13 protein-coding genes are annotated in these 13,191 nt (G+C 72.3%); 6 read left to right on the top strand and 7 right to left on the bottom strand.

Annotation, left to right across the window (positions count from 1 at the left end):
- Window positions 1–2: 2 nt before the first annotated feature.
- Window positions 3–125: a hypothetical protein gene (locus ACWEOE_RS25080; RefSeq protein ID WP_452012950.1), complete on the bottom strand. Its 123-nt coding sequence runs from the start codon at window positions 123–125 to the stop codon at window positions 3–5.
- A gap of 338 nt (window positions 126–463) precedes the next feature.
- Here ACWEOE_RS25080 and ACWEOE_RS25075 point away from each other — a divergent pair, with 338 nt between their 5' ends.
- Window positions 464–760: a DUF3040 domain-containing protein gene (locus ACWEOE_RS25075; protein WP_452012948.1), complete on the top strand. Its 297-nt coding sequence runs from the start codon at window positions 464–466 to the stop codon at window positions 758–760.
- 20 nt (window positions 761–780) lie between these two features.
- Here ACWEOE_RS25075 and ACWEOE_RS25070 read toward each other — a convergent pair whose 3' ends face one another.
- Together ACWEOE_RS25070 and ACWEOE_RS25065 are read right to left on the bottom strand one after the other, a co-directional pair.
- Entirely contained in the window at window positions 781–1,893 is a 1,113-nt protein-coding gene (locus ACWEOE_RS25070; RefSeq protein ID WP_452012946.1) for an acyl-CoA dehydrogenase family protein, read from the bottom strand.
- 22 nt (window positions 1,894–1,915) lie between these two features.
- Window positions 1,916–2,398, bottom strand: a complete 483-nt coding sequence (locus ACWEOE_RS25065; RefSeq protein WP_326836608.1) for an Lrp/AsnC family transcriptional regulator — start codon at window positions 2,396–2,398, stop codon at window positions 1,916–1,918.
- Between the two features lie 142 nt (window positions 2,399–2,540).
- Between ACWEOE_RS25065 and ACWEOE_RS25060 the strand changes: the two genes are divergently transcribed.
- The 4 genes from ACWEOE_RS25060 (at window position 2,541) to ACWEOE_RS25045 (ending at window position 8,550) form a co-directional block, all read left to right on the top strand.
- A complete protein-coding gene (locus ACWEOE_RS25060) occupies window positions 2,541–4,859 on the top strand; it encodes a transketolase-like TK C-terminal-containing protein (RefSeq protein ID WP_452012944.1) in 2,319 nt (772 codons plus the stop codon).
- Between the two features lie 250 nt (window positions 4,860–5,109).
- The gene (locus tag ACWEOE_RS25055) at window positions 5,110–5,913 is read left to right on the top strand and encodes an alpha/beta fold hydrolase (RefSeq protein ID WP_452012942.1); all 804 of its coding nucleotides are present in this window, start codon (window positions 5,110–5,112) and stop codon (window positions 5,911–5,913) included.
- Between the two features lie 316 nt (window positions 5,914–6,229).
- Window positions 6,230–7,063 carry a trypsin-like serine peptidase gene (locus ACWEOE_RS25050; RefSeq protein ID WP_452012940.1) on the top strand — a complete coding sequence of 278 codons (834 nt, stop codon included), beginning with the start codon at window positions 6,230–6,232 and terminating at the stop codon, window positions 7,061–7,063.
- An 80-nt stretch (window positions 7,064–7,143) separates the two neighbouring features.
- A complete protein-coding gene (locus ACWEOE_RS25045; protein WP_452012939.1) occupies window positions 7,144–8,550 on the top strand; it encodes an MFS transporter in 1,407 nt (468 codons plus the stop codon).
- Window positions 8,551–8,830: 280 nt separating this feature from the next.
- Here ACWEOE_RS25045 and ACWEOE_RS25040 read toward each other — a convergent pair whose 3' ends face one another.
- The 3 genes from ACWEOE_RS25040 to ACWEOE_RS25030 all read right to left on the bottom strand — a co-directional run bounded on the left by ACWEOE_RS25040 (window position 8,831) and on the right by ACWEOE_RS25030 (window position 12,084).
- Entirely contained in the window at window positions 8,831–9,649 is an 819-nt protein-coding gene (locus tag ACWEOE_RS25040; RefSeq protein ID WP_452012937.1) for a hypothetical protein, read from the bottom strand.
- Between the two features lie 108 nt (window positions 9,650–9,757).
- Entirely contained in the window at window positions 9,758–11,269 is a 1,512-nt protein-coding gene (locus ACWEOE_RS25035) for a CehA/McbA family metallohydrolase (protein WP_452012936.1), read from the bottom strand.
- A 92-nt stretch (window positions 11,270–11,361) separates the two neighbouring features.
- On the bottom strand, window positions 11,362–12,084 hold the full coding sequence (locus tag ACWEOE_RS25030) for an SRPBCC family protein (protein WP_452012934.1): 723 nt from the start codon (window positions 12,082–12,084) through the stop codon (window positions 11,362–11,364).
- Between the two features lie 398 nt (window positions 12,085–12,482).
- Between ACWEOE_RS25030 and ACWEOE_RS25025 the strand changes: the two genes are divergently transcribed.
- Entirely contained in the window at window positions 12,483–12,902 is a 420-nt protein-coding gene (locus tag ACWEOE_RS25025) for a nucleoside deaminase (protein ID WP_452013088.1), read from the top strand.
- 25 nt (window positions 12,903–12,927) lie between these two features.
- Here ACWEOE_RS25025 and ACWEOE_RS25020 read toward each other — a convergent pair whose 3' ends face one another.
- Window positions 12,928–13,089 carry a hypothetical protein gene (locus ACWEOE_RS25020; RefSeq protein WP_452012933.1) on the bottom strand — a complete coding sequence of 54 codons (162 nt, stop codon included), beginning with the start codon at window positions 13,087–13,089 and terminating at the stop codon, window positions 12,928–12,930.
- Window positions 13,090–13,191: the final 102 nt, after the last annotated feature.

The following is a 13,191-nucleotide window of genomic DNA, read 5'->3' as shown; positions in this document are numbered from 1 at the left end:
TGTCAGCGCTCTTTTCGACACCGCGACAGGCTGGCAGAACCGCGGGACGAACCGGTCAGGAACTTGTCAGCGTCCGATGAGCGTTCGGCGGTGCGCCCCTCGGCCACGTTCTCCTCGACGTCCACTTCGGACGGTGTGGTGAGCCGGCCGCCGGCGGAGCGGGCGATCCGGCTCGTCGGTGTTCCACGCGAACCCGGTGCCGGGCGTCACTCTTCCACCGGAGCGATGATCGAATGTGGCGATGACCTTGGCGAGGATGAGAACGTGTTTCAGTTTGTCACGAATCCCGCCTGGCCGCCGGAAGTGCACTAGAGTGAGGGCGTGGCCTCCGGGCCACACAGCACCCCACCACCGGCGCGGTTTGGCGATTATTCCTGGAAAAGCTGCGCTTGACGTGGGGTGGGCCTGGGTACTCAACTGGTAGGGCGATCACCCCGGCCCGATCCGTCCTGAGGAGGGGGTCATGCTTCCCCATCGTGACCGCAGCGCGCTGCGGAAGATCGAAGAAGAGCTGGCCGCGAGCGACCCGGATTTCGCCGCGGCCCTGAGCGCCGGCGCACCGCCGGTGCGTTCGCGTGCGTGGCTCACCACGCTGATCCTCGCGGACGTCACCGTGGTGCTGATGATCGTCGTCGGGCTGCTGGCCGGCAGCACCGGCATGTTCCTGTGGGGCCTCGTCATGGTCCCGCTGTTCGTCTGGATCCACCGGACGATCCTGATGCGCAAGCGCGACCGCACGGGCGACGACGCGGCCGCGTAACCCTTACAACAGCACCGGTTCTAGAGCATCGCGGAGATGTTCGGGACCCCGAGCAGCGCCTTGCCGTAGATCTCGTAGTTCACCGCGGGCTGTGCCATCGCGTGCGTCAGCGCGAAGTTCGCGTCGCGCCAGATGCGCTGCAGCGGGTGCTCGTCGGCGAACCCGCCCGTGCCGTGCGCGGCGACGAGGATCCCGATCGCGTCGACCACACTCTGCACGGCCAGGCCGATGTCGCCGTGCACGCGTGCCCGGGCCCGTTCACCCGGCTTTTCACCCCTCGCCCACGCCGCGTCCACGTCGTCCGCGGCCCGCGCGGTGTGCAGGTGCGCGGTGTCGATTTTCAACGCCGCCTCGGCGAACCGCAGCTGGAACACCGCCGAGTCGGCCTGGCGCGCGTAGCCGGTTCCGGTGACCCCTTTGCCCGCCGCGGCCTCGCCCACGAGGCGCAGCGCGGCCCGGCCGAGCCCGAGCTGCGGCGCGGCCAGCACCACCGTCAGGTACGGCGCGAAGACTGGAACACGTTCCAGAACCGCGGCCGTCCGCACGATCCGGTGGTCGGGCACGAAGAGCCCCTCGGCCACCACCGTGTCGCTGCCCGTGCCCCGCATGCCCGCCACGGCCCACGTGCGCTCGATCGCGTAGTCACTCTCCGGAACCAGCGCCATCGCGGGCTCGCCGGCCTCGCCGACGGGGATCCCGAGCAGCGCCCAGCCCGCGTGCGCGATCCCCGACGCGTAGGGCCAGCGCCCACCGACGCGGTACCCGCCGGGCACGCGTTCGGCCCGGGCGGTCGGCGCGAGCGCACCCGCGATCCTCGCGTGCGGGTCCGCCCCGAACACCTCGTCCTGCGCCTGCTCGGGGAAGAGGCCCACCACCCAGGCGCACGCGTTCACGAGCGTGAGGACCCACGAGGTCGCGCCGTCGGCCTCGCCGACCTCCGCGCCGACGTCCACCAGCGTCCGCAGGCTTGCTCCGTGACCACCGAAGCGCCGCGGCGTGCCGAGCCGCAACAGGTCGGCGTCGCCGAGCGCGCGCACGGCTTTGTCGGTGATCCGCCGCTCGGTCTCCCCCGGCCCGGCCTCGGCCGCCAGCAGCGGCCGCAGCTCCCGTGCCCGCGCGACAAGATCGTCCATGGACCCAGTGTGCCGGAGTGGATCACTTCCCGGCGACGGCCCGCTCCAGCAACGGCGTGATCCGGTACGGCACCATCTCCCGCATCACCAGCGCGTTGTGCGTGCGCTCCACCCCCGGGATCTCGAGCATCTGCCCGGCGATGCGGTAGAGGTCGTCGGCCTCCCGGGCCACCACGTGCACCAGCAGATCGGACTGCCCGGTCAGCCCGCGCACCTGCAGCACCTCCGGCACGGCGGCCAGCGCGCGGCCGACCTCGTCGAGCAGCCGCTGGGTGACCTGCACGGTCACGAACGCCGTGAGCGGGTAGCCGAGCGCGGCCGGGTCGATGCGGTGCTCGACCGAGCGCAGCGATTCGCCCTGCTCGAGGCGGGCGAGGCGGCTCTGCACGGTGTTGCGCGAGAGCCCGAGCTCGTCGGCCAGCGCCACGGCCGTGGCGCGTGGGTTGCGGTTGAGCGCGAGCAGGATGCGGGCGTCGGTGCCGTCGAGCCGCTGGCCACTGGGCATGGTGCGCAGTCCTCTCGGCGCCCGAGGGCGCGATTCTGGGCGTTCTGCTCATTGAACAGAGCATCGGTTGTGCAGCATACCCAGCTCTGTTGGACTGGAGTCCACGTAACGCCCAATGAAACATCCGCAGAAGAGGTCCGTCGTGAGCACTCCCGCCGCCGAGCGCACCCCAGCCACTGTCGCGGACACGGAAGTCCTGCGCGAGGTGCAGGACCGCGTGCTCTGGCTTTCGACCGCGATCATCGACCACGCCAACCGCGTGCGCCCCAACCCGACCGGGCTCAAGGTCGGCGGCCACCAGGCCTCGAGCGCGTCGATGGTGTCGATCATGACCGCGCTGTGGTTCGCGCGGCTGCGCGCCGAGGACCGCGTGTCCGTGAAGCCGCACGCCTCCCCCGTGCTGCACGCGATCAACTACCTGCTCGACGGCCTCGACGAGAAGTACCTGACGTCGCTGCGCGAGTTCGGCGGCTTGCAGAGCTACCCCTCGCGGTCGAAGGACCCGGACCAGGTCGACTACTCCACGGGCTCGGTCGGCATCGGCGCCACTGCGCCGATCTGGGGCGCGCTGGCCCGCCGCTACGTCGAGTCCACCACCGGCGGCGCGGGCACCGGGCGCCAGTACTCGCTCGTCGGCGACGCGGAGCTCGACGAGGGCGCGGTCTGGGAATCGATCCTCGACCCCAACGTGCAGGAGCTCGGCGAGGTCGTGTGGATCGTCGACCTCAACCGCCAGTCGCTCGACCGCGTGGTGCCCAACATCGGCGCCACCCGGCTGCAGGGCATGTTCGACGCCGCCGGCTGGCAGGTGCTCACCGTGAAGTACGGCCGCCTGCTGCAAGACCTCTTCGAGCGCCCGGGCGGCGAAGCGCTGCGCCGGCGCATCGACGACATGCCCAACCCGGAGTACCAGCGCCTCCTGCGCTGCACCCCCGCGCAGCTGCGCGAGCGCCTCGCCTCGCCCGAGCTGACGCCGCTGCTGGACACGCTCGACGACGCCACGCTGCACGCCGCGATCCGCAACCTCGGCGGACACGACCTGCCCGCGCTGCTCGACTCGTTCGACGCGATCGACGACCGCCGGCCCACCGTGATCTTCGCCTACACCGTGAAGGGCTTCGGCCTCGCGAGCGAGGGCCACCCGCAGAACCACTCGTCGCTGCTGACGGCCGAGCAGCTGGGGCAGCTGGCCGAGCGCGTCGGCACTTCGCTCGACGACCCGTGGCGCAAGTTCGCCGACGACTCGGCCGCGGCCCGCCTGTGCGCCGAGACGGCCATGCGTCTGCGCCGCGAACCCGTTGTGCCGCAACAGGTTCCGACGATCCCGACGGACATCGGGCGCACGCCGTCGGGCCGCACCACCACGCAGGCGGCGCTCGGGCGCGCGCTGCTCGACCTCACGCGTGACGCACCCGAAGCCGCGAAGCTGATCGTGACGCTGTGCCCCGACGTGTCGTCGAGCACCAACCTCGGTGGCTGGGTGAACAAGGTCGGTGTGTGGTCGCCCCAGGAACGCGTGGACTGGTTCGCCGACGACCCCGAGACGATCCTGCACTGGCGCGAACGGCCCACCGGCCAGCACCTGGAGCTGGGCATCGCCGAGGTGAACCTCGTGAGCGCGCTGGGCGAGCTCGGCACCACGTGGTCGCGCTGGGGCCGGCCGCTGCTGCCGATCGGCGTGCTCTACGACCCCTTCGTGGAGCGGGCGCTCGAACCGTGGTCCTTCGGTATCTACGGCGGCGGGCAGTCGATCCTGGTCGGCACGCCCTCGGGCGTCACGCTCGCGCCCGAGGGCGGTGCGCACCAGTCGGTGACCACGCCGTCGGTGGGCCTGGAGCAGCCCGGCTGCGTCACCTACGAGCCCGCGTTCGCGATCGACGTCGAGTGGACGCTGCTGGCCTCGCTCGCGCGGCTCGGCCGGCCCGACGGCACGTCGGCCTACCTGCGCCTCTCGACGCGGCCCGTGGAGCAGAACCTGGCCGCGGTGCCCGCCGACCCGGCCGCGCGTGAGCGCCGGCGCCGCCAGGTCGTGGCGGGTGCCTACCCGATCCGCACGGCCGCGGTCGCGCGCCCGGACGTGACGATCGTGGCGATGGGCGCCATGGTCACCGAGGCGCTGGCCGCCGCCGACCGGCTCGACGCACTGGGCAAGCACGCCGACGTGGTGTGCGTGACGAGCGCGGGCCTGCTGTTCCGCGCGCTGCAGGCCCGCTCGGGCCAGGACACCGCCGACACGTGGATCCTCGACTCCGCGCTGCCGGCCGAACGCTCGGCGCCGCTGGTCACGGTGCTCGACGGGCACCCGCACACACTCGCCTTCCTGGCCGGCGTGCACCGCGTGCGGGCCGCGCACCTGGGGGTGACGCGCTTCGGGCAGTCGGGTGACCTCGAGAGCGTCTACCGCCACCACGGCATCGACACCGACAGCATCATCCGCGCGGCGCTGGACGTCGCGGACTGAGCCGCGCCCGCCCGCGGTGGTCCTTCGGGACCGCCGCGGGCACCTCGTCGAGCGAAATCCGCTGTGTCACCAGGGTTTCCAGGTTCAGCTCGCGCGAGCGCACCTGCTCGGCGAGCACCGGGAAGTCGCGGTCGGGATCGGGGTCGAATGCATCCCTGCGGGGCTCCGGCGACGATTCCCGCCATCACAGCGCCGGGGATCCGCCGTGCGGCCTCTACCGCGCCGGCGCCGCCCGGCATAGCGTGCGGGCATGCAGACCCTCGACGCCGGTGGCCGGCGGATCGCCTACCGCACCAGCTCCGGTTCCGGCCCCGCCGTGGTGTTCGTGCACGGCAACTCCTCGTCTTCGGCGGCGTGGGCCGGAGTGCTCGACAGCCCGTTCGGCCGCCGGTTCCGCGTGCTCGCGCTCGACCTGCCGGGCCACGGCGAGTCGGCACCGGATCCTTCCGCCTACTCGATTCCCGGCTACGCCCACGTGGTCGCGGACTTCGCCGAAGCCGCGGACGCGGGCGACGCCGTGCTCGTCGGCTGGAGCCTCGGCGGGCACATCGCACTCTCCGCGTCGGCGCGGCTGCCCGGCGTGCGCGGGATCGTCGTGCACGGCACGCCGCCGGTCTCGTCGGCGGCCGACCTGGGCACGGCGTTCCTGCCGAACCCGGCCGTGGCCACCGGGTTCACCGGCGAGGTGAGCAGGGAGGCCGCCCTCGCGTACGCGCGCAGCCAGCTCGCACCCGGTTCACCGCGGCCCGTCGACGAGGCGGTGGCCCACATCCTCGCCACTGACCCGGAGGCACGCGCAGGGCTGGGGCGCAGCTTGCAGTCCGCCGACAACCCCGACGAACGCTCGATCGTCGCCGGTTCCCGCGTGCCCGTGGCGATCCTGCACGGTGCGCAGGAGCAATTGGTCAACCTCGAGTACCTGCGCACGATCACCTCACCCCGCCTGTGGCGCGGCGAGGTCCAGGTGCTGCCCGGCGCCGGTCACACCCCGCAGGCCGAGACCCCGGAGGCGTACCTGGCTCTGCTCACGGAGTTCCTCGACGATCTCGGGTGACCTGACGGGACGGTGGGGTCCTCGCGGAGCGGGTTTGGGGTGGTGTTGTCCTCGCGGGGCGGGTTGCGTTGGGCGTGCACCCCGAAGCTGGAGTGTGCCGACGGCAGTGAGGCTTCGGATCGGGGTGCGGGGAGGGGCCTGGGTGATCCGTCCCTGCCTTGGTGAGGGGCCGTCGCGTTGGCCCGGGGGTGCTCGCTTGCGTGTGAGCGAGGAGAGTCGGCGGCGGGAAGCCAGAACACCGTGGGACCACTGTGAGGTTCCTGTGCATCCGGGCGCCCAGCGTGCTTCGCGCCGGGAAGCGTGCTGACCTGAAGGGGTGGTGATCAACGTTTCCCGGGCGGCGCTGGCGGTGTCCGCCGCCGCGGTCCTCGGGCTGGCGAGCGGCGCGGCCTCGGTCGCGGCCGCCGGCGGCGTGCTCGGCGAGGCCGTGGCCACCGCCGCCGTGGCCCCGGGCGCTTCGTCGCCCGCGGTCCCCGGTTCGGGCGCGGTTTCGAGTGCCAGGCCGGACTCCGGCTCGGGCGCGGCGGCGCCGGCCGTCGGCGCGTTGTTCGCCGGCGGCAAGCACTTCTGCTCCGCGAGCGTGGTCCACAGCCCGGCCGGCGACCTCGTCCTCACCGCCGCGCACTGCCTCGGCGGCGGCACCCAGGGCCTCACGTTCGAGCCCGGGTACCACGACGGCGTCGCCCCCTACGGCAGCTGGACGGTGACCGCGGCGGCCGTGCCGGCGGGCTGGACGGCCTCGGCCGAGCAGGACCTCGACTTCGCGTTCCTGACCGTCGCCCAGCCCGGCACCGCCGCGTCGCTGGAAAGCCTGACCGGCGCGGACCGGCTCGGCGTCGACCAGGGCTTCACGAACGCCATCACGCTCACCGGCTACCCGGACACGGCCGACGCGCCGGTCGTCTGCGCGAACACCACGACCCGGTCCGGCACCCGCCAGCAGCGCGTGGCGTGCCCCGGCTTCCCCGACGGCACCAGCGGCGGCCCGTGGGTCATGGCGGCCGACCCGGCGACCGGCCTCGGCACGGTGGTCGGCGTGATCGGCGGCTACGAGCAGGGCGGCGACACCCCGGACGAGTCCTACAGCGCCTACTTCGGCGACGACATCCGGCAGCTCTACGACTCCGTCACCGCCGGGGCGAGTGGGTAACGACCAGCACAGTCTCTTGTGAGGACGGACTCCCGCCAGCTAGGTTGCGTTTGCCAACCGAGCCCGACGGGAGCCTTGTCATGTCTCCAGCCCAGGTCCGCCCCGGTGCGGTCCTGCTCGTGGTCTCGGCCGCGTCGTTCCTCGCGAGCCTCGACCTGTTCATCGTCACGGTCGCCTTCCCCACCATCCGCACGGCCTTCGCCGGCGCCGACCTCGCGACGACGTCGTGGGTCCTCAACGGCTACACCGTCCTCTTCGCCGCCTTCCTGGCCCCGGCGGGCCGGCTGGCCGACCGCTACGGCCGCCGCCGGCTGTTCCTGCTGGGCGTCGCGGTGTTCACCCTGGCCTCGGCAGCGTGCGCGGCGGCGACGTCGATCGAACTGCTCGTGGTGTTCCGCGCCCTGCAGGCGGTGGGCGCCGCACTCGTGATGCCGACCTCGCTGGCGCTGCTGCTCACCGCGTTCCCGCCGCACCGGCGGTCGATGGCGGTCGGGGTGTGGGCGTCGATCGGCGCGGTGGCCGCGGCACTCGGCCCGCCCGTCGGCGGGCTGCTGGTGGAAGCTTCGTGGCGCTGGGTGTTCCTGGTGAACCTGCCGATCGGCGTGCTCACGCTCGTGTTCGGCCCCCGTGTGCTGCGCGAGACGCGCGACGGCACCATCGGCGTCCCCGACCTCCTCGGCACGCTCGGCCTGCTCGTCGGCGTCGGGGCGCTCGCGTACGCGCTGGTCGAGGCACCCGACCACGGCTGGGGTTCGCCGACCGCGCTGACCGCGTTCGCCATCGCCGCGGTGGCGCTGGCGTGGGTCCCGTGGCGCTCGGCGCGCCACGCCGTGCCGGTGCTCGACCTGCCCGCGCTGCGCGTGCCGACGCTCTGGCTGGCGTGCCTCGCGGTCGCCGTGTTCTCGGCGGGCTTCGGCGCGATGTTGTTCGGCAACGTGCTGTTCCTGACAGGCCAGTGGCACGAGTCGACCCTCGTGGCGGGCCTGTCGCTGGCGCCCGGCCCGCTCGTGGTCGTGCCGGTGTCCCAGCTCGCCGGCCGCCTCGCGCACCGCGCCGGGCCCGGCCCGGTCATCGCGGCCGGCGGCCTGGCCATGGCGCTCGGCGTGACGGTGTGGCTGCTGCGCATGGGATCCGAGCCGGCCTACCTGACCGCGATGCTGCCCGGCCAGCTGCTCACCGGCGCCGGCGTGGGGCTCACCATGCCGAGCGTGTCCGGCATCGTCGCCACGGTCCTGCCCGCTCCCCGCTGGGGCGCGGGGTCGTCGATGATCAACACCAGCCGCCAGATCGACACGGTCCTCGGCACCGCCATCCTCGTCGCGCTCTACGCCGGCGCCCTGGACCTCGCGGCCTTCCGGCGCGGGTGGCTGCTGATCGTCGGCACCAGCCTCGCCACGGCGCTGGCCGGCTTCGCGATCGCAGCTCGCCGGCGCCGGGACCACGTCCCCGAGAGCGTGGTGGAACCGTCGCTGGCCACACGAACCTGACCCGAGTGGTTTAGACCGAGCCCCAAGACGCTTATGCGCGATATCAGGATTGGGCCTTCGACCAGGTCAGGTAGGTATCGAAGATCGCTGTGGTCCCGGCGTGAGCATCGCGCCGGTCGAAGAATTCGTCCAGCAGCGAGAACAGCGTCTCCCCGCGGCCTCCCGCCCCTCGCCGGCCGCCTCCTCACGCCACCCCGAGGTGCGGTCGGGAAACGCGAGGAGCAGCACCAAAGCCTGCCAGACCAGGTTGTCACCGCCACCGGTAGTCCACAGTAGACGATCACTCTGAACTCGGCGGGGTCTTCGGCACCTGGTGCAACGTCAGGTTCTGCCCCACCGACGGATCCGCCGTCCACACCCCCGACTCCGCCGTCCAGACCTGGCCGGCGAAAGTGACGCGGTCGACGCCCACCGTGGCGGCGCGGGCGACCAGCCAGGTGCTGATGGCCCAGCCCTGGGCGGGCGGGTGGGCGCCGCTGAGACGGGCGGTGCCGAGTTCGGTGTCGGCGGTCGCCACGAGATCCGAGCGGGCCGGGCCGACGGTGATGTTGCGGCAGGTCAGCGCGGCCGGCAGCTGGCCGGTCAGCGCGTTCGCCGCGGCGCGGGCCACCGGTTCCCACTGGGCGTACGCGTCGGGGGCGGCGGAGCGTTGCACGGCCTGCGCGGCTTCGGTGATCGGCATGGACTCCCAGCCCGGCAGCTTCGCGAGCTTCGCGTAGAACGCCGTGGAGGCGTAGACGGGGTCCTGCAGCTGCGAAGGGGTGCCCCAGCCCTGGCTCGGCCGCTGCTGGAACAGGCCGACGGAGTCGCGGTCACCGCCACTGAGGTTGCGCAGCTTGGACTCCTGCAACGCCGTCGCGAGGGCCACCGTGACGGCGTGGGGCGGCATCCCCTCTTTGGACGCGACGGCGGCGATCGTGGCCGCGTTGCTCATCTGCTCCGGCTGCAGCGTGTACTGCGTGGCCTCGTCCTGGCCGGCCGTCTTCGGCGTGCTGACCGTGCAGCCGGGGGTGGCGACGACGTCGCTGCGCGAGAGCACGACCACCACCACGACCACAGCCACGAGCACCACGACGACAGCGGCGATCGCCGCCTTCACGCCGCACCCGCGCACCCGTCCTCCCCCACCCTCGCCGGGACCTGTTCGGACGATTCTGCCCGGACGAGGAGTAGGGCCCGCGTGTGGGTGAAGGAGGACGGGCCGGGATCACGAACCCAGGAAGATCGGGTTGGACATCGCGACCATCGTGTTCGGCGTGGTGGTGTTCGGGCCGCCCGAGGGACGCCGCACCTCCACGCGCACCCACCGGCTGTAGCGCGGGTAGGTGGTCCAGGTCACCGTGGCCGTGCCGCTCGCGGGCACGGTCTCGACGTGCTCGGGACCGAGCTGGTCGAGGAACGTGACCGTGGTGCCCGGCGCGCCGCTGACCGTCGCCGTCACGGTTACCGGCGTGCCGGTGCCGGCCCTGAGGCGCTCGCCGATGCCCGCGCTGTGCCCGCCGCCGGACACGGCGAACTCGAGGTTGACCTCCTTCGACTCGGCGAGCCAGGACCGGCCCGCCTTCAGGCCGGCCAGCAGGTCGGCGCGCTTGAGGCTGTTCGCCTGCACGACGGTGTGCGGCAGCGCCACGACCTGGTCCGGGTTGTGCGCGTCCGAGTCGCCGATCGCGGGGATGAAGCGGCCGCCGCGCAGCAGACCGTCCCAGTGGGTGACGCTGGCCTCGTCGTCGGCCGTCCACGGGCCGTTCCACACCTCGACGAGGTCGGCGATCTCGTAGGCGAACTCGTACGTGCAGCCGAAGCAGTTCGCGAACGGGTGCGCCGCCGTGACCAAACCGCCCGCGCGGTGGACCTGGTCGGTGAAGTGCCGGAAGTCCGAGGCATCGGACGCGCGGTAGCGCCAGTCGATCCAGGTGCCGGCGGGCAGGCCGATCGCGGGCCAGTGGCCCGAGCGGGTGGTGACCTCTTCGCCGTTGAGGATCAGCAGGTCGTCGGTGGCGTAGTCGCCCCAGACGAGCTGCGAGCTCTTGGTGTTGTGGTCGGTGGAGACGATGAAGTCGAGCCCGGCCGCGCGCGCGTCGGCCACGAGCTGCTCCGGCGTGCGCCTGCCGTCGGAGTGCACGGTGTGCAGGTGGCAGTCGCCGCGGTACCACGCCTTGCCGCGCTGGCGGGCCGGCGCGGTCTCCGGCGCCGGGTTCGGCTTGAACGGCTTGGCGTCCGGCCCGAACGTCAGCGTGATGTCCACGCGGTAGTTCATGCCCTGCGGCGCCACGGTGTACGGGCCGAGGATCACGTGCCAGCGGCCCTGCTTGATCGGGCCCGCGACGTAACCGGGGGTGGCTTCCGACGCGCTGATCGAGAAGCGGTCGCGGAACCCGCCGGACCAGCCGCGGAAGCCGCGCGCGTTGCCGAGGTCGTGGCCCTCCGGGCCGAACATGCCGATGTCGCAGGCGTTCCCGCGCACACCGGCGGGCACGGCCGGGCGGTCGTAGGAGTAGACCACGTCGATCTGCTTGACCCCGCGGGGCACGTCGACGGGCAGGTAGTACCAGTCCGGCACGTCGGGCTTGAACGTGCCCGTGACCGTCTTGGTCTGCTGCGACGTGCCCGGCGCGGGCGCGGCGAAGGCGACGCCGGGCAGCATGCCCATCGCCGCCCCGGCCGCCACGACACCGCTCACCCGCAACAAGTTACGCCGGCTGAGATCCCCAGGGGACATGCGTTCCTCCGCATAGGTCGAAGACGGACCGACGCTAGGGGAGGCCGAACACCGCCATCAACGACGCGCGGGTGAACACTCGGCGACCCGGGCTATCCGGTTGTCCGGACCGGGAAAACACCCGCGAGCCACGAAGTCCACGCGGCCTCGGTGTCACCGGCACCGCCGTCGAACACGTGCGCCGCGACGGCCACCGGCCAGCCCCACGCGTCGCGGCCGTAGACGCGGTACAGGGCGCCGGCCGTCCGGATGCCGAGGAACCGGTCCGTGCGATAGTCCACCACCCCGTCGATCCGCACCGGCCCGGCGGCCACCACGGAGTCACCGATCGTCGCGTTGCCCACCCCGAGCGCATCGCAGACGGCCGCGAACCCGCCGTCGGCCGACGAGTCCGGCGCACCGGCCGACACGTACCGCGCGTCGCGGCCCGCGAAGTGGCGGACGTACTCGGTGAGCGAGTGGTAGTAGAACCGCGTGTGGTGCAAGCACGAGTCGAGCTGCACGTCGTGGTCCTCGCCGAACACCGAGCGGTGCCGGTAGCGCAGCAGCGTGCCCTCGCCGCGGGGCTCGAGGTCGTAGTCGAGCTGGTTGAACCACCCGTCGGCCTGCTCCGCGCGCGTCACGAACCGCCGCGGCGGCTGCCACTCCACCACGGTCCCGCCGCCCGGCGTCAGGCCCCGCTCGGCCCCGCCGGCGCTCGGCTCGTACGCGATCTCCCACAGCCAGCCCCCGGTGTGCGCCGTGAACGCGTCCCACACCTGCTCCGGCGTTCCCGCCAGCACGCCTTCCCACCGCACGTCGATCTCGGTGCCCATGTCGTCTCCCTCGTCCCGGGGACGCGTGGTGCGCCCCTTGCTGACGCGTCGGACGGCCGGGACGGGCTTCGACAAATCGTTCGGCACACCGACGGGAAGTTTTTCAGCCGGGTTTTGCGCGGGCCGTTAGCGTTGACGACGTGCGGCTCGGCGTGAACATCCCCCATTCGGCCCAGTTCGAGGCGCTCGGCGTGCCGTTCGAACGGCGCGGCGCCCTGACCGACGAGCACTTGGCGACGATCCGCTCGGCGTGGTGCGCCGAAGACGTGGTGCTCGCCCGTTCTCGGGCGATCCTGAGCAGACGCGGCGGACGACGACCGTGTGGAGCGCGCTCGCGGCCGTTGCGGACGCCTGGACCCAGCACGTCCACTGTCAGCACTCCACCGGAAGGGATCACGATGACCGAGGCCCTGCTCCGCCGCGCGATCGAGCTCGCCGCCACGGCGCGGGCGAGCGGAAACCCGCCGTTCGGCTCCCTGCTGGCCACCGCCGAGGGCAAGGTGCTCGTCGAGGAGTGGAACACGTCGATCACCGACCGGGACATCACCGCGCACCCCGAGCTGAAGCTCGCGCGGTGGGCCGCGTCGGAGCTCGACCCCGCGACCGCCGCGCGCACGACGATGTACACGAGCTGCCAGCCGTGCGGGATGTGCACGGGCGCCATCGAACGGTCGGGGCTCGGCCGGGTGGTCTTCGCCCTCTCGACGGAGCAGCTGAACACACTCAAACCCCACGCGACCGGCACGGCTTTCGAACTGCAGGGCCCCGCATTGTTCGACGAAGCCCGATTGCCCGTCGAGGGTTATTACCGTGAATGACGATCGCTCGAAAACCCGGCGACGATCAGCCGCGAGCGGTGATCAATTCTCTTTCCGAAGCTCCCCGACCGGCTTCACGACGCGCGGGAACACAGGCCAGGATCAGGAAACCCGCCACGACGCCCAGGAGCACGTGGCCGGTGAGGGCACACAATCCGCACAATGCGGTCCACAGGACGATCTTCATCCACCGAGTGTAGGACCCGGCGCACAAAACGGCGGAAAACTTGGGGAAGAATTAGGGTTCCCATTCGGGCGGCGCGGGTTGGACGACAATGGTGAACTGAGG

This window comes from Amycolatopsis sp. NPDC004368, assembly GCF_053602515.1.
Note: the sequence above shows the minus strand (reverse complement) of the source record. Positions and strands in the feature narration are given on the sequence as shown.